Origin of the sequence: Neoakkermansia glycaniphila (genome assembly GCF_900097105.1) — a bacterium.
GTDB classification, from domain to species: Bacteria; Verrucomicrobiota; Verrucomicrobiia; order Verrucomicrobiales; family Akkermansiaceae; genus Akkermansia; species Akkermansia glycaniphila.
The window spans coordinates 213,196-234,299 of record NZ_LT629973.1; the positions used below are offsets into that span (position 1 = coordinate 213,196).

At 58.4% G+C, this 21,104-nt stretch carries 19 protein-coding genes; 12 read left to right on the forward strand and 7 right to left on the reverse strand.

Going from position 1 to position 21,104, the window contains the following annotated elements; all coding sequences use genetic code 11:
* The first annotated feature begins 4 nt into the window (after positions 1-4).
* The 3 genes from PYTT_RS00840 to PYTT_RS00850 all read left to right on the forward strand — a co-directional run bounded on the left by PYTT_RS00840 (position 5) and on the right by PYTT_RS00850 (position 2,754).
* Positions 5-643 (forward strand): hypothetical protein, encoded by a 639-nt coding sequence (locus PYTT_RS00840; RefSeq protein ID WP_067772340.1) that lies wholly within the window; start codon positions 5-7, stop codon positions 641-643.
* Positions 644-716: 73 nt separating this feature from the next.
* Positions 717-1,583 carry an EamA family transporter gene (locus PYTT_RS00845; protein ID WP_067772343.1) on the forward strand — a complete coding sequence of 289 codons (867 nt, stop codon included), beginning with the start codon at positions 717-719 and terminating at the stop codon, positions 1,581-1,583.
* A gap of 361 nt (positions 1,584-1,944) precedes the next feature.
* Positions 1,945-2,754, forward strand: a complete 810-nt coding sequence (locus PYTT_RS00850; RefSeq protein ID WP_067772349.1) for an NYN domain-containing protein — start codon at positions 1,945-1,947, stop codon at positions 2,752-2,754.
* Between the two features lie 223 nt (positions 2,755-2,977).
* On the opposite strand, the gene PYTT_RS00855 is transcribed toward PYTT_RS00850, so the two are convergent.
* The 3 genes from PYTT_RS00855 to PYTT_RS00865 form a co-directional block, all read right to left on the reverse strand.
* Positions 2,978-4,369, reverse strand: a complete 1,392-nt coding sequence (locus tag PYTT_RS00855; RefSeq protein WP_172801733.1) for an ankyrin repeat domain-containing protein — start codon at positions 4,367-4,369, stop codon at positions 2,978-2,980.
* A 41-nt stretch (positions 4,370-4,410) separates the two neighbouring features.
* Positions 4,411-5,715 (reverse strand): ankyrin repeat domain-containing protein, encoded by a 1,305-nt coding sequence (locus PYTT_RS00860; protein ID WP_071133179.1) that lies wholly within the window; start codon positions 5,713-5,715, stop codon positions 4,411-4,413.
* Positions 5,716-5,927: 212 nt separating this feature from the next.
* A complete protein-coding gene (locus PYTT_RS00865) occupies positions 5,928-7,085 on the reverse strand; it encodes a hypothetical protein (protein ID WP_141675674.1) in 1,158 nt (385 codons plus the stop codon).
* A gap of 212 nt (positions 7,086-7,297) precedes the next feature.
* Here PYTT_RS00865 and PYTT_RS00870 point away from each other — a divergent pair, with 212 nt between their 5' ends.
* From PYTT_RS00870 to PYTT_RS00910, 9 genes are all read left to right on the forward strand, one after another.
* The gene (locus tag PYTT_RS00870; RefSeq protein ID WP_067772361.1) at positions 7,298-7,918 is read left to right on the forward strand and encodes a TetR/AcrR family transcriptional regulator; all 621 of its coding nucleotides are present in this window, start codon (positions 7,298-7,300) and stop codon (positions 7,916-7,918) included.
* The gene (locus tag PYTT_RS00875; protein ID WP_067772363.1) at positions 7,915-9,030 is read left to right on the forward strand and encodes an HlyD family secretion protein; all 1,116 of its coding nucleotides are present in this window, start codon (positions 7,915-7,917) and stop codon (positions 9,028-9,030) included. The genes PYTT_RS00870 and PYTT_RS00875 overlap by 4 nt, the downstream gene beginning before the upstream one ends.
* Positions 9,031-9,060: 30 nt before the next feature.
* Entirely contained in the window at positions 9,061-10,767 is a 1,707-nt protein-coding gene (locus tag PYTT_RS00880) for an ATP-binding cassette domain-containing protein (protein ID WP_067772365.1), read from the forward strand.
* The gene (locus PYTT_RS00885; RefSeq protein WP_067772368.1) at positions 10,764-11,897 is read left to right on the forward strand and encodes an ABC transporter permease; all 1,134 of its coding nucleotides are present in this window, start codon (positions 10,764-10,766) and stop codon (positions 11,895-11,897) included. Before PYTT_RS00880 ends, PYTT_RS00885 begins: the two co-directional genes overlap by 4 nt.
* Positions 11,898-11,905: 8 nt before the next feature.
* Positions 11,906-13,009, forward strand: coding sequence for an ABC transporter permease (locus tag PYTT_RS00890; RefSeq protein WP_067772370.1), 1,104 nt, complete (start codon positions 11,906-11,908; stop codon positions 13,007-13,009).
* Between the two features lie 27 nt (positions 13,010-13,036).
* Positions 13,037-13,537 carry a GNAT family N-acetyltransferase gene (locus PYTT_RS00895; protein ID WP_067772373.1) on the forward strand — a complete coding sequence of 167 codons (501 nt, stop codon included), beginning with the start codon at positions 13,037-13,039 and terminating at the stop codon, positions 13,535-13,537.
* Positions 13,538-13,632: 95 nt separating this feature from the next.
* Positions 13,633-14,478: a diaminopimelate epimerase gene (dapF, locus tag PYTT_RS00900; protein WP_067772375.1), complete on the forward strand. Its 846-nt coding sequence runs from the start codon at positions 13,633-13,635 to the stop codon at positions 14,476-14,478.
* Positions 14,479-14,481: 3 nt separating this feature from the next.
* The gene (locus PYTT_RS00905; protein ID WP_083076366.1) at positions 14,482-15,129 is read left to right on the forward strand and encodes a shikimate kinase; all 648 of its coding nucleotides are present in this window, start codon (positions 14,482-14,484) and stop codon (positions 15,127-15,129) included.
* A gap of 152 nt (positions 15,130-15,281) precedes the next feature.
* The gene (locus tag PYTT_RS00910; protein ID WP_067772378.1) at positions 15,282-16,778 is read left to right on the forward strand and encodes a pyruvate carboxylase subunit B; all 1,497 of its coding nucleotides are present in this window, start codon (positions 15,282-15,284) and stop codon (positions 16,776-16,778) included.
* A 141-nt stretch (positions 16,779-16,919) separates the two neighbouring features.
* Here the strand turns inward: PYTT_RS00910 and PYTT_RS00915 are convergent, their stop codons facing one another.
* The 4 genes from PYTT_RS00915 to PYTT_RS00930 form a co-directional block, all read right to left on the reverse strand.
* Positions 16,920-17,879 (reverse strand): TraB/GumN family protein, encoded by a 960-nt coding sequence (locus PYTT_RS00915; RefSeq protein ID WP_067772381.1) that lies wholly within the window; start codon positions 17,877-17,879, stop codon positions 16,920-16,922.
* A 77-nt stretch (positions 17,880-17,956) separates the two neighbouring features.
* Positions 17,957-18,925, reverse strand: coding sequence for a TraB/GumN family protein (locus PYTT_RS00920; protein ID WP_141675675.1), 969 nt, complete (start codon positions 18,923-18,925; stop codon positions 17,957-17,959).
* Positions 18,926-18,998: 73 nt separating this feature from the next.
* Positions 18,999-19,940: a hypothetical protein gene (locus PYTT_RS00925; protein WP_067772387.1), complete on the reverse strand. Its 942-nt coding sequence runs from the start codon at positions 19,938-19,940 to the stop codon at positions 18,999-19,001.
* 67 nt (positions 19,941-20,007) lie between these two features.
* Positions 20,008-21,033 (reverse strand): endonuclease/exonuclease/phosphatase family protein, encoded by a 1,026-nt coding sequence (locus PYTT_RS00930; RefSeq protein ID WP_067772390.1) that lies wholly within the window; start codon positions 21,031-21,033, stop codon positions 20,008-20,010.
* Between the last annotated feature and the right edge of the window lie 71 nt (positions 21,034-21,104).

Sequence of the window (21,104 nt, forward strand, 5' to 3'; positions counted from 1 at the left end):
ATTCATGAACGGCAAACACATCATGGCTCTCGTCATCGGCTCACTCGCCTCGGGATGCTCTTTCCCGCACGCCATCCCTACCGACTCCCTTCAAAACCGCCTCAACGACCTCGCCCGGGAAAAACCGACGCCGCCGCAAGACATCCGCCTTGCCATGTGCTACCAGATATCCGAACCGAAGGATGTGGAAGCCGCCACATTTCTTTGCCCGGATTGCGGCAGAAAAACGAGGCATCCCGGAGAACGCGCACCCGGCGACCGTGCCACGCAGGCCGAACGCGACCGCTTCCGCTATCAATCCCACATTCCATACCTCATCGAACTTTGGGAGGACACGCGAAAACCCATCGCAGACCTTGAACCCTTCGCCGCCCGCTACGGGCTGAAAGTATCGGTCGATTCCACCGACCTCTGTGCCCACTGCCGCCACACCGATCCCCGGCAGAACCGCTACCTCTACCTCGTCATCGAACAAGCGGACGGCAAAATCGTACGCACTCCGTTATCCTGCCATAACATCTCTCTTTTGAAACGATTCCTGCAATCCAAAGACTGGGCCGCGGACAGGGATTCGGAAAACAGCACCCTGCGGGACTACCTCGGCAAAATCGAAACCATCCTGGGCATCAAAGCCGCACCCTGATGCATCCGGCTACCCTCCCCGCAAAACGGACTTCACGTGCCCCCGCATCCGTGCTATCCTCCGCAGGCCACACATGCCTGCACTCCTCATCACTTCGCTCGTCTGGGCCATCTCCTTCGGCCTGATCGGCAACCACCTCACCGGCATACCGTCCGACTTCGTCTCCATGGTACGCATGGCGGGCGCACTCCTCGTCTTCCTCCCCTTCGTCCGCAAAATCCCTGCAGGCCACGCGCTCCTGCTGGCTGCAATCGGAGCCGTACAATTCGGAGCCATGTACCTTTGCTACACGGCGGCCTTCCACTACCTTCCCTCGTGGCAGGTTGCCGTCTTCACCGTCATGACTCCGATCTATATCGTCCTGATCGGGGGCATCATACACCGGCAGCTCACCCTGCGGCACATCGCCGCAGCCCTGCTTGCGGCAGGAGGGTGCGCAGCCATCCTGTGGAAAGGCTGGTCAGGTACCGACATCTCCGGCAAAGGATTCCTCCTCGTCCAGATCTCAAACATCTGCTTCGCCGCCGGGCAACTCGCCTATGCTGCATTGAAACGCAGCATCGTCACGCAGCACGAACGCTCCGTCTTCGCCTATGCCGGAGCCCTCCTCGTCACCTTGCCGACGGGCATCCCGTCCGGCAGCGGGTGCTGGCAAAGCATCACCGCCCTTCAATGGGGCGTACTCGCCTACCTCGGGGCGGTTGCTTCGGGCTTGTGCTTCTTCCTGTGGAACTACGGCGCACGCCGCGTCACCCCCGGCAGGCTCGCCGTCATGAACAACCTCAAGATACCTCTTGCGGCTCTCTCGTCCCTCCTGATTTTCGGAGAACACGCCAACCTGTCGATGCTCATCACCGGATGCCTTCTCATGAGTGCGGCCTTCCTCGCCACGCACCACACCCCGGCACGACAAGCGCAGGACAAGACAAATCCACGGTGAATTTGCCTCCCTCCCGCTGATTTCCTGCCCAATACTGAACAATCGGCAGTCACATCTCGGTCCCCATCTTTCCACGGCTCGCAGCCCTGTCGTTTTTACCTCAACACCCTCTGTCCGAAAGGGAATTCAACAACCGACCATATCTGGCCGAGCGAGTGAACGGCATGCCGGGCGAAGCTTTTGTTCCTTCGGACATCACGCCTGACTGTACAAACATTTCGGATGCAAGCTCTATGGCAAAAACGCATCCCAATAGAAAAGCAATCCCCCAGAGGCAGAACACATTCTCTTTTCTGGATTTGAAATAATCATTTGCTTTCTCAATAAATATTTTGTATCTTTCAATACGTTAACAAATTCAATGAACAAAACGGATAAAAAATTTGCTATTCTGATTGACGCGGATAATATTTCATCCAAAAAAATCAAGCCTGTCCTGGATGAGATTGCCAATTACGGAATCCCGACGATCAAACGAATCTACGGCGATTTTACGAATTCCAAATTAGCTGCATGGAAAGACACCTTATTGGAAAACTCAATTATACCGATCCAGCAATATGCCTATACAGCGGGAAAAAATGCCACAGATGCAGCCCTGATCATTGATGCCATGGATATCTTGCACAAAGAAGCTGTTGACGGTTTCTGCATCGTATCGAGCGACAGCGACTTTACGCGCCTGGCAAGCCGACTGCGAGAATCGGGAAAAGAAGTTCTCGGGTTCGGCGAGCAAAAGACACCTCAACCGTTTGTCAAATCGTGTGATAAATTTACATACGTTGAAATTCTCGGCTCTGAGGCACCGACCGAAGAAACACCACAACCGACACCCTCCAAAACGGTGAAAAACAGCACCAAGCCAGCCTCGGCAACAACCAAGGAAAAGCCGGCAGCAGATACGACACCACCCGGAATACGGTCGATAGATAAAAAGCTGAAAACGCTTGTGAGAAACGCAATTGATGCTGTTGCAGACGATACCGGATGGGTCTCCCTCGGCATGATAGGAAATTTGATTTCCAAGAAGATGCCGGATTTCGACTCCCGCAATTACGGGTATACGAAATTAAGTTCTTTGATGAAGGCTCTCGGCGATGTTGTAGAAACAAAAACACAACAAACTAAAGGACAGGATAGCAAACAAATATACATCCGAAACAAAAAATAAGTACAGACATTCGCTTGCGGCCAGCACCTTGGGAGAGAAGGCATCGCCACATAAAAAGATGCCCGTTCAGAAAGATGCTGATTCACTTTGTGAAGAACACCATGCAGCATCGAATGTATTCCGCTCCGCCTGCCATGTCACCAAACGGCCAAAACCACACAGGCATTCACCCTCGATGAGTTTCATCGTTCAATCATCATCCGACATATCTGATCTTTGACTTTCAACGATTCTTCAACTTCTCACGAAAAAACGCCGCCATCTCCCGCTTGCCCATGGCTTCCGCCCTCTCCCATGCATGGCCGATCACCGAAGGACTGCACTTCGGCAGCAAATACTCGATCACCTGCATGCCCCGCTTTTCTCCCAAAGCCGAATTGCCGACCGTATCCATCACCGCCTTGTCAACATCTTCAGGGGAAATTCCACGGCTTTGCCAATCATTGCCGATACGGCGCAACAAGTCGATATTGCCGGAACCGGCTGCCCGCGCAAAAACGGATGAACCGTCCGCAGCACGCCGTCCCCAATCAAAGCGGGCGCACATGGCGTCGACACACGATGCGCTCAAACAGGGCGAAAACTGCGAGGCATAGATATCCAGTGCCGTCATGCCGTTTTTATCCGCAAGGGACGGATCGGCTCCGGCCATCAGAAGCATCTCGGCAATTTCCGACAGGTTGCGCGAGACAGCCTTCATCAACGCCGTTTGCCCGTCCTCATCCTGCGCATTCACATCGGCCCCGGCATCCAGCAACATCCGGACGATGTTTGTGGCTGCATCCCGGGAACCAAGGTCAAGGCTCCTGAACCCGGCGGCATACATCAGAGGAGTCCTCTGAGCTGCATCCCTCGCATTCACATCGGCATGGAAGCTCAACAACAGCTTGATAATCTCCGGCCGTCCGGTATAGATAAAAGCATGCAAGGCCGTCGCTCCGTCGCTGCTCCGCCGGGTTGCAGTATCTACGCCGCGTTCCAGCAGCTCCCGCAGCACCTTCGGGTCATAGGGGCCGTCGCCCACCGGGCTCAGTATCCGGCCATCCAGCCGAAGAGCAGGAGGGATGGTACGCTCGCGGTCATGTTGCATGACTTTCATCATATTGCCCGCCGTATAAAAAACATAGGGATCAATGGGCAGTTCCACCAGCTTGAGCCATATTTCTTCCAGATTCACGGGATCGGGAGAGGCATTCAACAGCATCTTCAACACTTCGGAACGTCCCTGCCACACGGCCAGCGTTGCCAGAGAGTTACCCTTGCCGTCGCGCTTCCGCACTTCCGATCCCTGCTCAATCAGGAACCTCACCACATCATCGCCTCCGTACCGGACCGCCACTTCGAGCAACGACATACCGTTGGCCAACCGCGCATGGACACGCGATGATCTCAAACGATCATTACCGTGACCATAAATCACATACTCCCGAAGCGGTTGAAACTTCCCGTCGCGTACCGCGGCCATCAACACAAGAGGGTCGGCATCGCTTTCGATGACGACATTGGGCATTCCGCAACTTCCGCTCCAAGACTCGTCTGCCTGTTCAGCTTCCAGAGATTTCACTATCTCTTCAAACGACTCGGTTTGACCGGCATGTACACCAATAGCGGACATGCACAGCATCAGGGAGACATATATCATTTTTCGTTTCATCTTTACTGCTTTTTGTTGGGGTTGTCTGTGGAGGCATTCCGTACCGTCGTTTTGGCGTACTTTTCCTCGCATTCGCGAATCCACTTGGACAGGGTCGAAAATCCGCGAGCCTCCGCCATCATGGCAGCCGTTTTGCCCTCTGCATCCTTGGCTTCGGCATCGACTCCATACTGTATCAATAGTTCGGCATTCTCCATGGCGCCTCCGTCGCGCGACAACACCGCCAGCATCAGCAGCGTACGCCCTTTTTCATCCAAAACGCGCCCATTCCCTCCATGTTCCAGCATGCTGCGCACCAGCTCCGGCTTGCCCAGCCGCACGGATTCCCGCAATCCCGTCTGCATATCCTCCGCATCAAGCCCTTGCCGAATCAAGCCCAGAGCCAGATCGCACCACTGCCTGTCATCCAGATACCTCCGGTCGGAAAAGTTGCGCACAAGACTCGCAAACGCCTCTTTCCTCAAAGATTTATACTCCCTGCAACGATCCATGACCACTTTCTCCATACTCGCACACCCTGTGCGTTTTGCCACTTTAAGCACCTCGCCGAAGCTGTTTGCATCGCTTTCCGCGCACAGCATGCGCAGGGTTCTCTCATCCCATGTGCCCGGTTGCACCATGCAGGCCAGCAGGGCGGACTGTCCGTGCGCACCCTTGCGCATATCCGCTCCGGCATCGTACAGAGTCCATACGATTTCCGGCCTGCCCGCTACGATGGCCCTCATCAGAGGCGTACCATCCGCAGGCATGGCGTTCACATCGGCTCTGAAGCCCAGCAGGAGCTTGACGGCCTGCACATCGCCTACAGCGGCATAAATACCCAAAGCCGTATCACGCCCGCACACGGTATCGGGATCGATCCCTCTCTCCAGCAACGTGCGGAGGACCCCCATCACATCCCCTTCCACAACCGGCCAACACGGCGGGCCGGAAATCCATGGATTGGATTCCCGCCAATGCATACTACTTCGGAAGTGAGACATGTATTCCTCCATACGGGCACATACAAGAGGGATCCACATCTCCTCCAGATTCGGCGGTTCGGGATAGGCATTCAGCAGCATGTTCAACACCTTCGTACGCCCCTGCATCGCGGCCAATGTGCCCAGAGAGCGCCCCTTGGCATCGCGCTTTCTCACTTCGGCCCCCTGAGAAATCAGGTATTCCACCACATCGTCGCCTCCGTACTGTACCGCTACTTCGAGCAACGACATACCATTGGACAAGCGGCCATTCACTTTGCCGCCTTCCCGCAAATACTGCCTGAGCGGCTCCAAATTGCCGTCGGTCACCGCCGCCAGCTTCATGCGAGGATCATCGACCGCACGACCAAACGGGGCACATACTTTTCCGGAACGAAAGATCCCTCCGGGCGCAGGACAAGGCTGATCCTCCGCATGCAAATAACCGGAAATTCCGAATACGGAAACCGCCAACAAATAAAACGCAGGGTAGTTTTTCATTGCTTTATTTTATGATAGGAGAAACGAAAAACAAATCAAGTACAAAATAACCCGATTCACCTCTTTTCCGAGCGCTCTACTCCGGAACGGTTGAACTCCTGCAAACCGGAGAGGAACCTCCCCTTGCCGACATCATACAATGCCGTATGATCCGCATGTTTTTTCCCCGTAGCATCCGACAGCGTACCTTGCAGAATCACGGTCGAGGCATCAAGCCATCCGGCGGCCTGCATATCGACAAAACCGGCATCCGCATCCTTCCATCCGGCGTTTTCGGCAAAGGCCCTCACGAGAACATCATCCGGCATCGCCTCGGCGAATCTCTGCATCGTCGTCCTGCGAACGAACAGCTGCACGCATGCCCTGCTCCCCGGTTTGAATGTATTTACCGCCATGGCCAAGCCTTCGGGAGCCACCCGGAGGCTGCAATCTCCCTCGCCACGCAACAGAACGGCCCGCGACCCCGGTTCCGGATCTGCTCCTGTATCCTTCTGTAGCGTCGCCCGCACCTCGTAGCCCTCTCCTTGCCGAACCACATCCGCCACTTCATCATCGAACTGGCCGGAATCCGACCGCACGGGCCGCATCGGAGGCAATGTGCCATGCGATCTCTGCCACGCATCCCAATCGGCAGACAAGGTATCACGTTCCACATCATACAGAGCCGCCCATCCGTCCGACGACTCCTTTTGCCCGCTCTCATAGCCAAGGCTGCCCAGCAGGAGCGTGCGGCCATCCAGCCATGCCAACGCATAAACGTAGGAATGGTCAGGCTGCAGCTTCATACCGTTCTCCGCACGGAACATCTCCCAGAAGCGGGCCGAAAAATCGAATCCGGCATTTTCCGCTGCCGTCTCGTCGTCATCTGCCTTGCCGTTTACCGGGCGCAACCGCCCGTCGCCGTCGCGCACCAGCACCAGCGTGACGGTTTCATTGCTCAAAACGTACCACGTCACAGCTGCGTACTTGTGATCCGGAGACCATGACCACGCTACATTCCGGGAAAATGGGCCGACCATGCGGGAATGCCCGGGATCGCCCTTCGGCAACGTCTGAAAATAGTGCGAAACAAAACCGTCATCGTCGAACTCCTTAAGATGCACGGCACGGTACAGACCGTCCGGAGATTCGATCGTTTCTTCCTCCTCGACTCGTGGAGCGGCAAAGGATATGCTCGCGGAAGCCAACAGCCCCGACAATAAGAATGCATTCATGGTATTCATGCGATAATTGCGTTACGTTCGACCTCCGGCGCCTCTATCAACAAAACACGAAGAAATCGGAACCGTAACGACGGAAAGAAAATTATCGTCTTACCATAAAACAAATAGGGAAAAGGAACACATAACGTTCAACAAAAAGCACAAGATAGACCACCAAAAAAGGCATTGCATATTCGCCGGATATATGTCACGATGAAGGCGGAATGAAAAAGGATATTCATACCCATGAGCATCTGCTCAATGTAGGATTCGAGATGTTTCTGGAGGATGGCTCTCGCAACATCACCGTGCGTAAGCTGGCACAGAGGGCAAACGTCAACTCCGGAGTCTTCTCCTATCATTTCGGATCGAGGGAAAACTACCTGACCGAATTGCTTGAACGCTGGTACGCACCCATGTTCAACAATGTACAAATGACGATGGGCAGCAACCTTCCACCTCTGGAAGGCCTCCGCGCCATCATCCTCGAAGTACTCGACTATGTCGCCAAATACGGCAAGCTGATCGCCCACCTGTTTCTGGATGCAAAATCCGGTGAACAGGCCGCGCGCAAATTTGCCAACAACGTACCCTTGCGGCATCCTCGCGTGATTCTGCAGGCGATCAAACGCGCCCAGGATGCAGGCTGCATCATTCAGGAAGACCCCGTGCGCCTTCTGCTGTACCTCGTCAGCGTCACCGAAGCCCCGATGATCATGCAGCACATGATTCACGGAGCCACCGACCTGTCCCCAGCCATGATGCAAGACGTGAGGGTCATTCTCGACGACCCGACCAGCGCAGCCCAGCGGCTCGACTGGGCCTTGAAAGGCATTACTGTATGAATATGCCTCCCAAACGGAAAATCATTCTAGCCATCCTGCTCCTTGCTCTGGCCGGGGGAGCCTGCTGGTACTTCCTTCGGGACGATCCCTCGCACGAAGCCATCGAACTCAACGGCAACGTCGACATCCGCGAGGTCGACATCTCCTTCCGCGTACCCGGCAGGCTTCAGAACCTCTCCGTGGATGAGGGAGACCCAGTCAAAACCGGAGACACGCTTGGACGCATGGATCCCGCACCCTACGAACTGGCTTTGAAGCAGGCCGAAAGCAATGCAGACGCCCTCGAAGCCCAGCTCGCCAAAATGGAAACGGGCAACCGCCCGGAAGAAATAGCCGAAGCCGCCGCCCAGCTCGAAACGCAGAAAGCCCAGCTCGCCACCCAGCAGGCGCAATTGAAAACGGACAAAGCCACCCTCGCCGTCCAGCAGGCCGTACTTGCCAACGCCGAAATCAACTGGAAGCGCAACACCGAACTCGTCAAAAGCAACTCCCTCGCCCAGCGCGAACTCGACAACGCCGTCGAAGCCCGCGACAAAGCCCTTTCCACCATTCAGGCGCAGGAAGCGGCCATCGCCGCCCGAGAAGCGGCCATCCGCGGTTGCGAAACCACCATCAAGGCCTACGAAGCCAAATACACCCTGCTGAAAAAAGGCTTCCGCGATGAAGACATCGCCAACGCCCGCGCCCTTGCACGGCAGGCGCGAGCCGCCGCCGAAAAGGCGAAACTCGACCTCTCCGACACGCAGCTCGTCGCCCCGTCGGACGGTATCATCCTCACACGCACCGTCGAACCCGGCACCATGCTCAATGCGGGAGCAACCGTCCTCACGCTCTCGCTGAGGAAACCCGTCTGGGTACGCGCCTACATCGACGAACCGGACTTCCCTCGCGTGCATCCCGGCCAGAAAGTCACCGTCCGCACCGATACGGGGGAAGAATACGCAGGCACCGTCGGCTACATCTCTCCCAAGGCAGAATTCACGCCGAAAACGATCGAAAGCAGAAACCTGCGTACAGCGCTCGTCTACCGCCTCCGCATCATCGTGGACAATCCCGGCAAGGGACTCAACCAGGGCATGCCCGTCAGCATCATCATCCCGAAAGCCGGATAACCGCAGCCGGGGCGGCCCCCCTCCATCCCCATGGACATTATCGAAACGGCAGACCTGGGCTACGTTTTCCCGGATGAAGCGCACCCGGCCCTGTCGGGCGTCGGCCTCACGGTATCCCGTGGCGAAGTGCTGGGCCTCGTCGGCCCGGACGGCGCGGGGAAAACCACTCTGATCCGGCTCCTCGCCGGCCTCTTCAAACCCTCCTCCGGCACGGTCCGCATCCTCGGCAGGGATCCCGTGCAGGACCATGCCCTGCTCAGTTCGAAAATCGGTTACATGCCGCAGAAATTCGGCCTCTACGAAGATCTCACCATCCGCGAAAACCTCGCCCTCTACGCCGACCTGCACAACGTACAGCCCGATGATGCCGCCGCACAGACACGGGAACTCCTGCGCACCGCCGGGCTCGAAGCCTTCACCGAACGCCCCGCCGGAAAACTCTCCGGCGGCATGAAACAGAAACTCGGCCTTGCCTGCGCCATGCTCGGCAACCCCGAAATCCTGCTGCTCGACGAACCGGGCGTCGGCGTCGATCCCCTCTCCCGCCGCGAACTCTGGGCCCTCGCCCGCCGGATGCGTGCGCAGGGCATCGCCATCGTCTGGGCCACCTCCTACCTCGACGAAGCTGCACAGTGCGACCGCGTCTGCATGGTTCACGAAGGCCGCATCCACTACCTCGGCAAGCCCGGCGACCTGCTCGGAAAGCTCGAAGGGCGCACCGTCTCCCTGACACCGCCGGAACAGAGCCGCATCTCCACCCTGCGGCGGCTCCAGGCACGGGAAGACGTGCTGGACGGCGTCATCGAAGGCAGCCGCATCCGCCTGCTCCTCCGCACCCCGTTCACCCCCGGCGGATGGACGGAAGAATTCCCGGACATCGGACTCGTGCGACCCACCTTCGAAGAAGCATTCATCGACCTGCTGGGGGGCGTCAAAAACCATCCCGCCACGCCCGCCATGGACAGCCGCTTTGCGGGTCGCGCACCGGACAAACCCGTCGTCATCGCCGAAAACCTGACGAAAACATTCGGAGACTTCGTCGCGGACGACCACCTGAACTTCCACGTCATGCCCGGAGAAATCTTCGGCCTCATCGGCCCCAACGGCGCGGGCAAAACCACCGCATTCCGCATGATGTGCGGCCTGCTCCGCCCCACGAGCGGACGCGCCGAAATCCTCGGCATCGACCTCCGCAAAGACGCGCGGCGCGCACGCCAGCAGATCGGCTACATGGCGCAGAAATTTTCCTTGTACGGCACCCTCTCCGTCCGGCAGAACCTCGTCTTCTTCTCCGGCATCTACGGCCTCTCCGGCGCCCGGCAGCAGGAAAAAATCGAAGAAGCCGTCCATGCCTTCGCTCTGGAGGAATACATCAACCATGATGCCGGAACCCTCCCGCTCGGCATCAAGCAGCGGCTCTCCCTCGCCTGCGCCGTCATGCACGGCCCCGCCTTCCTCTTCCTCGACGAACCGACCTCCGGCGTCGATCCCATCGCACGACGCGAATTCTGGGAACGCATCAACGCCATGTCGGAACAGGGCATCACCATCATCGTCACCACGCACTTCATGGACGAAGCCCAGTACATGCACCGCATGTGCATCATCGACCGGGGCAAAATCATCGCCATGGGTTCCCCCGAAGCCCTGAAAGCCTCCGCCGCCACGGAACGGCACCCCGATCCCACCATGGAACAGGCCTTCATCTCCCTCATCGAGAAAGGAGGCGGCGCGTGACCCCGCCCCGCATCTCATGGAGAAGGCTCCGCGCCCTCATCGTCAAGGAAAGCCGCCAGATCATGCGGGACCCCAGCAGCATCCTCCTCGCCGTCGTCCTACCCCTCATGATGATCTTCCTGTACGGCTACGGGCTGAACCTCGACACCACCGTCACCCGCATCGGCGTACTCATCGAAGACAACGGGGCGGACGGCTACCGCCTGTACGAACGCTTCACCGGCTCCCCCTCCTTCAAACCCACCCTGCTCAAGGACAGGGACACCATGATGAACCGCCTCGAAACGGGAGACCTCCAGGCAGGCATCGTCATCCCGAACGACTACTCCGCCCGGCTCCGCAGCGGCAGGCCGCCGCAGGTACAGCTTCTGGCCGACGGAGCGGAACCGAACAGCGCCACCTTCGTCGCCGCCTACGTACAAGGAGCCTATGCGCTCGAATACCAATCCATGCTCGACGAAGCAGGAACCAAACCGCCTCCCATGATCGAAGCCGTACCCAGCTACTGGTACAACCCGGAATGCATCAGCCGCTACAACCTCATTCCCGGCTCCATCTCCGTCATCATGTCCATGGTCGGGGCCATCCTCACTTCCCTCATCGTCGCCCGCGAATGGGAACGCGGCACCATGGAAGCCCTCCTCGCCTCCTCCGTCACCCGTACCGAATTCCTCCTCTCCAAAACCATCCCCTACTTCGGCCTCGGCCTCGTCTCCATGACCGTCTGCACCCTCGTGGCCACCTCCATCATGGGCGTACCCATGCGCGGCTCGTGGTGGCTGCTCTACCTGCTCACAGCCCTCTTCCTCGGCAGCGCGCTCGGCATGGGGCTCTTCCTCTCCACCACCCTGCGCAACCAATTCAATGCAGCGCAGGCAGCCCTGCTCACCGCCCTACTGCCCAACATGCTCCTCTCCGGCTTCATCTTCGAAATCACCAGCATGCCCTGGGCCATCCGCACCGCCACTTACCTCCTGCCCGCCCGCTACTTCGTCAACGCACTGCAAACCCACTTCCAGGCGGGCAACATCGCCTACATACTCTGCATCAACATCATCTTCCTCCTCCTCGCCACCGTCTTCTGGATCGGACTCACTGCCCGGTACACGAAAAAACGACTCGACGACTGACCAAAATCATGTTCCGCCGCCTCGCCACACTCATCGTCAAGGAACTCCAAAACCTCTTCCGGCACCCGCAGAGCGCCCGGATGCTCATCGTACCCGTCATCATCCAGCTCATCATCTTCCCGCTCGTAGCCACCATGGAAGTGAAAAACTGCACCCTCGGAATCTACAACGAAGATGCAGGAACCACCGCCAACGAACTCGTCCAGCGGCTCGCCGCCTCGCCGTACATGCACCGCGTCGAAACCTACTACAACGACGATGACGTACGGAACGCCCTCGACCGGCAGGACGTCATGCTCGTCGTCAAAATCCCGCCGGACTTCTCCGCCCGGCTCGCCCGGGGAGAAACGGCCCGGCTGCAAGGACTCATCGACGGACGACGCTCCAACTCCGCCCAGATCGCCTTCGGCTACGTCAACACCATCATTCAGAACATGAATGCCGAACTGGTGCCGAACCTCCCCATCGCCACCGCCATCGTCACCCGCAGCCTGTACAACCCCTCCCTCGAATACCGCTGGTTCATCCTGCCCGGCCTCGTCGCCCTCATCTCCTCCATGTCCTGCCTCATGATCACCACCCTCTCCCTCGCACGGGAAAAGGAAGAAGGCACCTACGAACAGCTCCTCGTCACCCCCCTCTCCATCTTCCAGATCATGATCGGCAAAACCGTACCCGCCATCATCGTTGCACTGGCGCAGGGCACCATCATCACCATCGGCGCGGTCTGGCTCTACGGCGTACCGTTCGACGGCTCGCTGGCCGTCATGTACGGAGCCATGCTCCTGTTCGCCCTCGCCATGAGCGGCATCGGCATCTTCATCTCCTCCCTCTGCAACACCCAGCAGCAGGCCTTCATCGGCACCTTCTGCTTCCTCGTGCCCGCCATCGTCATCTCCGGGCTCCTCTCCCCCGTGGCGAACATGCCCGCCTTCCTCCAGCACTGCACCCAGTGGAACCCGCTCACGCACATCATCCACATCGTCCAGGGAATCTTCCTGAAAGGCTACGGCCTCGAACAAATCGGCATGCAATTGCGCCAGCTTGCGCTCATCGCCTGCATCACCCTGAGCATCTCCTACCTCGTCATGAAAAAACAGAGCGGCACCTGAACGATCAACCTCCTCACATCCTCCGCCATGCCAATACGACACGCCACCGCAGCAGACCTTCCCGCCATCATGCACATCGTGCGCGAAACGATAGCCATCATGCACGAAAGCGGCAACGACCAGTGGGATCACACCTACCCCACCCCCGGCGACTTCCTGCAAGACATCGCCTCCGGCACACTCCATGTAGACGCCGCCGAAACCGGCTCCCTCAGAGGCTTTGCCTGCATCAATTCCTGCGAACCGGAAGAATATGCCCCTCTGCCATGGCAAACCGATCCCCCGTCCCTCGTCATCCACCGCATGGCCGTATCTCCGGCCTTCCGCCGCGAAGGTATCGGCAAAGCACTTCTCGACTTCGCCGAAACCAAAGCCTCGGAGGCAACCGCCCGCTCCCTCAAAACCGACACCCACACCGCCAACCCGTCGATGAACGCCCTGCTTCAGGCATGCGGCTACCGCCCCGTCGGCCGCATCCGGTTCAAAGGAAAAGCCAAACCTTTCATCTGCTACGAAAAGAACCTGTAACACACATCAATCACAAAAAACAAAGCATCAACATCGTATCACATAACAACACTCACAGCTTGCCATCCGGAGCATTGATGGTATAATAAGCAATCATGCTTCTCCACTTCTACAAAATGACGGGGGCGGGTAACGACTTCGTCATGGTCGACAACCGCGATCTCTCTCTCACGCCGCACCTTGATGCGGAAACCATTGAAGCGCTCTGCAACCGCCGCTTCGGCATCGGAGCAGACGGCCTGCTCGCCGTCGAACCCTCCCGGGGCCAGGGCGACTACCGCATGCGCTACTACAACGCCGACGGCAGCGAAGCCGACATGTGCGGCAACGGAGCCAGATGTTTCGCCGCATTCGCTTCCGCCCTGACGGACGGCGACCTCGGCGACATCAGCTTTGAAACCGCCGCAGGCCTCATACGCGCCCGCTTCGAAGACGACGGCAACATCACCATCAGCCTCACCACGCCGAAAGACCTGCAAATCAACGTCCTTCCGGCCGACGACACCGTACTGGCACCCGTCCACTTCATCAACACGGGCGTACCTCATGCCGTCGTCTTCCTCCCTTCCGTGGAAGATCTCGACATCGTGGAGGCAGGCTCCTACCTCCGGTACCACAAGGCATTCTCGCCCGCCGGCACCAATGCCAACTTCGCAGCCATCCTCAACCCGCAGCACCTCCAGATCCGAACCTACGAACGCGGCATCGAAGACGAAACGCTCGCCTGCGGCACCGGAATGACCGCCACCGCCCTGCTCCACGCAGCCCTGACCGATGCCCCTTCCCCCATCAAGCTCGACGTCGCCGGAGGCGACACGCTCTCCATCGGCTTCAAACGGGACGGACTCAACTTCACCGATGTGACCCTGACCGGCCCGGCGCTGTTCGTCTTCGAAGGCGACATCGAATTGACCGGAGAAATAGAGCTCGAACAACATTGAGCCATGAGTATCCAAACCTGCCCGGGGGACGGGACAATCTCCCTGCCCGCGGGGTGCCTCAGCCACTTCACCATGTCACCATCAGGAAGCCATAACCGCCATCGGCACATCATCCTCATCGGGCTCATGGGCTGCGGCAAAACGACCGTAGGCCGTGAACTGAGCAAACTGAGAGGCACCCCCTTTCTGGATACCGACTTCGTCATCGAAGAACAACTCGGCAGAAACATCGCAGACATATTCAGCGACGAAGGCGAAGACTACTTCCGCAAACTCGAGACCACCCTCCTGCGCTACCTCGTTCAGGAAAAAACGGATGCATCCTACATCATCTCCACGGGTGGAGGCATCGTCATCCGCCCGGAAAACCGCACCCTCCTGCGGCAGCTCGGATACAACGTCTGGCTCAATGTGGATGTACCCGTATTGATCCAGCGCACGGCACGGGCCAACAACCGGCCTCTCCTGCACAACGTCGACCCGGCGGAACGCCTCAAAACGCTCTTCGCCACGCGCCGCCCCATGTACGAAGAAACGGCGCACGACCAGTTCGACACCTCTGCTCTCGAACTTCACGAAGTGGCCCGCATGATCAATCAGGGCGCCGAACGGCACTTCTCGCGTCCCGACACGGGACGACCGGAAGAATAAAACCGGCACGTCACTGCCTCCAATCTATTTATTAGAACAATTCCAAAAATATCGGTGACAATCGACCGAAACAGCTTGACTCAGCATATCCTGATAGTATATGCTGAGTGCAGAAGAAAAAGCCCTCAAGGCGAATTTTCAATCCTGATTATATGAAACCAGTTACATTCAACTGCACAGTACTCCGCGACGGCCACCAGTCCTTGGCCGCGACCCGCATGTCCACCGAGCAGATGCTCCCCATTGCCCCCATTCTCGACGGCATGGGCTTCAGCGCGCTTGAAACCTGGGGCGGAGCCACCATCGACGCAGGCCTTCGCTTCCTTGGAGAACTTCCCTTCGACCGACTCGACGCCTTGAAGAAAGCAGCCCCCAAAACTCCGCACATGATGCTCCTGCGCGGCCAGAACATGGTGGGCTACACCAACTATGCCGACGACGTCGTCGAAGCATTCATCAAGTGCAGCGTCAAGCACGGCATGAACATCTTCCGCATCTTTGACTGCCTCAACGACCCGCGCAACATGGAAACCTCCATCCGCGCCGCCAAGGCCGCCGGGGCGCAGGCACACGGCACCATCTGCTACACCACCTCCCCCGTCCACAACGTCGAAAGCTTCGTCGAACTCGGCAAGCAAATCGCCGCCATGGGAGCCGATGCCATCGTCCTGAAAGACATGGCAGGCCTCATCCCGCCCAGCGAAACCTTCGCCATCGTCGACGGACTTCGCAAAGCCGTCGACATCCCCGTGTGGATCCACACCCACGACACCGCCGGACTCGGCGCCTCCACCCTCATCGCCGGCATTGATGCCGGAGCCGGAGCTGTGGACGTCTCCATCGCCCCCTTTGCCAACGGCACTGGCCAGCCGGACTGCCTCCGCATGCTCGCACTCCTCAAGGGCAACCCCCGCTGCCCCGAATACGACGCGGAAAAACTCGTTGAAGTGCAGGCCATGCTCCAGCCCATCTACGAAAGCCTCAGCAAATTCACCTCCCACAAAAATGAAGTGGTGGACTCCGACACGCTGCGCTACCAGGTACCCGGAGGCATGCTCTCGAACTTCCGCACCCAGCTTCAGGAACAGGGCATGAGCGACAAATTCGACGAAGTATTCGCCGAAATCCCCGTCGTCCGCAAAGCTCTCGGCTGGATCCCGCTCGTCACCCCGACCTCGCAGATCGTCGGCGTACAGGCCATGATGAACGTCAAATTCGGCCGTTGGAAGAATATCACCCCGCAGGCTGCCGACATCGCCCTCGGCTACTACGGCCACACCCCGGCTCCCGTCGACCCCGACGTGCAGAAACTCTGCGCCGAAAAAATGGGCAAGGAACCGATCACCTGCCGCCCGGCCGACCTCATCAAGCCCGGCATGGAAGACCTCCGCGCCAAACTCGCCGCCAAGGGACTCCCCACCGACGACGAAACATGTGTCATCTACGCCATGTTCCCGCAGCAGCTTGAAGACTACTACAACCCGAACAAGCCGAAACCCGAAGCGCCCACGGCCAAGCCCGCCCCCGCTCCGGCCTCCATCGCTTCCATTCCGGTCACCACCGCAGGATGCTCCGCCATCATCAACGGCAACAAGATGACGCTCAACATCGGCGGCCAGACGCACGAAATCGTCGTTCAGGAACTCTGATCGCCTTCGTCCATCCCTTCACGCAAAGCCCCTGCCCGGTTCGCCCGGCGCAGGGGCTTTACGCATCTTCCCCGCGGCAGGCACATCAAAAAAGCCGCTCCCTCTTCCGGAAGCGGCTCATGAAAAAAACATCTTCAGGCGTCAAGGCTTGGCGTCCGTATCCCAGGCCGTCATCCACTCCACCTTGTCCAGCTTGAACCCGCGGTCCAAAAGCATCTTGTGCATACCCGGCAGGTGAGATGCTCCGTAAAAAATAGCCACGCGGTTATTCCCCGGCTCCTTCATCACGGCATCGAACACCTCGAAACACTTCTCATTGCGCCCGGTAAGAATCACCGAATCCGTCATGGACTCCTTCTCCTCCTCGGAAGCCATCACCTTGATCAGCTCCGAACGCAGAAAACGCGTATCCTTCCTCAACAGGGCCGCCACGAAAAGCACCGGATCCGGCTCGTACGCAGGCTTCTCTTCATCGTCCGACATGAAATCCATCAGCATGAACTTCACGAACGACTCGCCCTTCTTCTCCATGGCCGACTTCAACTCCTTCAACGACATATCCGCGTGCACGAAAATGCCCGCACTCATGTAATCAATGGCTTCCGACTGCGTCGCCAAACCGAGCATTCCCGCAAGCGCATCGTAATAAGGCTCGAGCAACCCCATCAGAAAATACTTGCGGGCGCTCTCCTGCTGCCTGTTCATGATATCCTGCAGCTCCTTCATCTCCGGCAGGGAAAGCCCCTCGCCGTTCTCCACCTTCTGCATCAGGGCCGCACAGCGGGGAATATCCTCACCGCCCACCATCTCGAAAAAAACTTTGTCGTAATCGTAAAACAGCTCATTCAGATGATCGTAGTACTTCTTGTCCGCAAGATGAACCGCGCCGAGAAGCTCGACCTGCCTGCCATCCGGCCCCGTATAGAACGCATGCGGCATCTGGAGCAGCATCCTGCCCTCGCCGCGATCGACCACCTTCAGCCCCTTCTCGACATAGGCATCCGTATCGGCATCCTGTCCGGCATACAGGGACCCGCCGCACAACACGGCAAAAGCACCCAGCCCGAACAGCCATTTCTTCATCAAGGTAGATGTCAACATGGCACTATCGTGACACAACAACCGCAATCAAGGCAAACAAAAAGCCTGCCAGCCGCGCAAAAAACGGGGCAGCATCCTTACTTGGGCACCGTCTCCGTATCCCAGGCCACCAGCCATTCCACCTTGTCCAGCTTGAACCCGCGGTCCAGAAGCATCCGGTGCATACCCGGCAAATGGGCGGAACCGTAGAAAATACCGATATGCTTGTTCTCCTTGTCCTTATTCACCGAATCGAACACCTCGAAACACTTCTCGTTGCGTCCATCCAGAATCACCGACCATTTTTCTGCCTTGCCGCCTACCTCGGCCGAAGCCATCAGCTTAATCGCTTCCCCCTTCAAATAACGGTAATTTCCGCTCAACAAAGCTCCCGCCATACCCAGCAGATCGATATCCATACTGTCCCTCACCTTTTGACGATCGGACATCGACGTCACCTCGGACCATATCGATTGGCCGCGCTTCTCCAACTCCTGATCGAACTCCGCCGCCGTCATATCCGCATGCACAAACGTACTGTGCGCATAATAATCGATTCCGTCCTTCTGGGAAACCATGCCCAAGGCGCTCGCCATGGTCGCGTACATCGGCCCGAGCAGCTTCATGAGTACATTCTCGTCATCGCGCACTTTCTGTGCCTTGACGAGCATCTGCTCCATCTCCTTCTCCTCCTCGGCAGTCAGCATCCCGCCGCTCTTCAGTTTACGCTGCAATTCACCGATGCGGGGAATATCCTCGCCGCCCACCATCTCGAACAAAAGCTTGTCGCACTGCCCGAAAATCGCTTCCAAATCCTTGTAATACTGTTTCTCCCCCACATGCACCGCCCCGATCAGCTCGACCATCCTGCCATCCGGCCCCGTGTACACAGCACGCGGCGTCAGCAACTTGCGGCTCCCGTTGCCGAAATCCTGCACCAGAATCGACTTTTCGGGATAGACCTTTTCCTGTCCGGCATCGGCCGGAGCAGCAAACAACGCCCCGGCCATCATGCCGCTCAGGCAGCAAACAACTCCTAACTTCTTCCAAAAACCTGAAAATTTCATGTTGATGCATTATCGCACACCGTCGGCCCGCACGGCAACACCAAAACGCAGCAGCATGCCACCAACATTGCATTCAGGACACCGACACACGGAATTCGTACGGCTCCACGCGCCCCCTGTCGAGGCATCCCCATGTCCAGTAATACATCGCCTGCAAATCCGTCTGATCCAGATTGGCGAAAACGTGTGCCGCCTCCGCCCGATACCGGGGCACGGCAATCCGCCGCACGTGCATCTGCTCCACCAGCGCCAGAGCCTCCTCCCGTCCGGCGCGGAAAATCTCGTCCGCCCTCGGCAGCCTCTCCAGCAGCCCGTCCGGCAGCAGCCATTGGGAAATCCCGACACCGTACTGCGAAGCGCACAGGCGCAGCTCATCCTCTTCCTCCTGAGCCAGAGCCTCGCCCACCAGCACCAGCTCGCACTCCTGCGCCCACAACCCGGCGGACAAGGCGCGGAACAAAGCGCGGCGGTTACTCTCCTCGGCAAAAGACAGGCAAATGCTCCGGTACGAAAGCGGAGACTCTCCTGAATCCGCCCATGCCCGGCACACCTCCTCATTCATCACAAAGGCATCTTCCTCCCAATGCCCCTCGGACCATTGCACCGCCACGACATCGGGATGCAACCACGAAAAATCATCCTGCGAAGGGTACACGAACACGCCCAGCCCGGCCGTATCCAGCGACCTGACGACGAGGGCAAGCGCCTTGTGGTAACGATCGTACCCTTCCGCCTTGGAAGCCGCACCCGCCTCGAACAGAGGATGCAGGGAACGGGAATCGGCCTGTTGCTCCGCATCCTTGAAATAATACCCCTGTCCGTTCTCGACGCGCGCCAGACAGGAATCGGGATCCAGCACCATGAACGAAAAATGCGAACGGTAGGAACGGTCGGAATACTCGTCGCCCAGCACGGAGCGCACGAGGCGGATCAGCTCGGTGCCCTTGATGGCATGCTCGCTGTCCCGTGGAAGAAGGCCGGGCAGAATCTCCTGAAGTCGTGCGCGTAAACTCATCGTAGGCAGACATCATACAACAAACGGAAGGCGGCGTCAACCGCCGGAAGCGGCGAAACCGGCCTCTTCACCGGATATCCGTCCAAACCGGGCGGTGGTCGCTCGCCTTCCTCACAGAGGGAATATCCACCACGCCGGAACGGCTCCTGTCCCCCAGCCTCTCCTTCAACGCACGGTTCACGAAAATATGGTCGAACGTCTGGTACACATGTTCCGGCCTGTAATAAATCGTCCATGCCTCCCCGCGCGAATCCTTCGGATTCAGCCGCTCCATCGGGACGGACGACGAATTGCCCGAACCGAGCGTCCTCACGGCGGAATCGGCCGGACCGTCGTTGAAATCTCCGAACAGTACGACAGGCAGCCCCGGCTTGCTCCGCATCAGCCGGGCCAGATACAGGGCCACCGTCTCCGCCTCGCGCCTGCGAAGACTGGCGGCTGCCGCACGATCCTCCGACACCCGGGACTTCAAATGCACGCCCACAATGCGAAACAGGCGGCCGTCCTCCGGCTTCACCGTCACATCGAGAATCCCACGCAGCATCTGCCTCCGGTGATCCCCGTAAAGAGGATAATTCGCGCGGGAATCATCCGCCGCCAGAGGATGCGCGGACAACAAGGCCAAAGCCCTGTCCTCGCCGTCCCTCTCCAGCACCTTGGCATAAGGATAGGACATACCCCTCTTCTTCAACCGTGCAGACAAATCATTCAGCGCTTCCCTGCCCCCGACCTCCGCCAGGCCGATCACATCCGGCTTCACCGAAGCGATGCAATCCGCCACGGCATCCTTCGCCTCATCGGACTTCATCGAAACCGGGTACGAAGCGCGCCGCCTCTCGCCCGCTACGAAATAATTCTGCACATTATACATCATGAACCGCAGCGGCTTTCCGGCGGCAGGCACATCCACACGGCTGCCTTCCGGCCCCAAATCGTCCGAAGAATACTCGACGGCAGCCGGGGAAACCTTCGTATCCGAGGCATCGTTCGTACAATGCTCCCACAGCAGGGATGCAAGCCCCAGCAGAAGCAGCAAAAGAAGCTGGTCGGGCCGCAAGCGGCGGCGGCGGGAACGGCGGATGGCAGCACTCATGCGAACTCCGCCGAGCCTAGGGAAAGAGAGTCCGCGTGTCAACAATGAAGTTTGGGCTTGCCTTCCAAGGA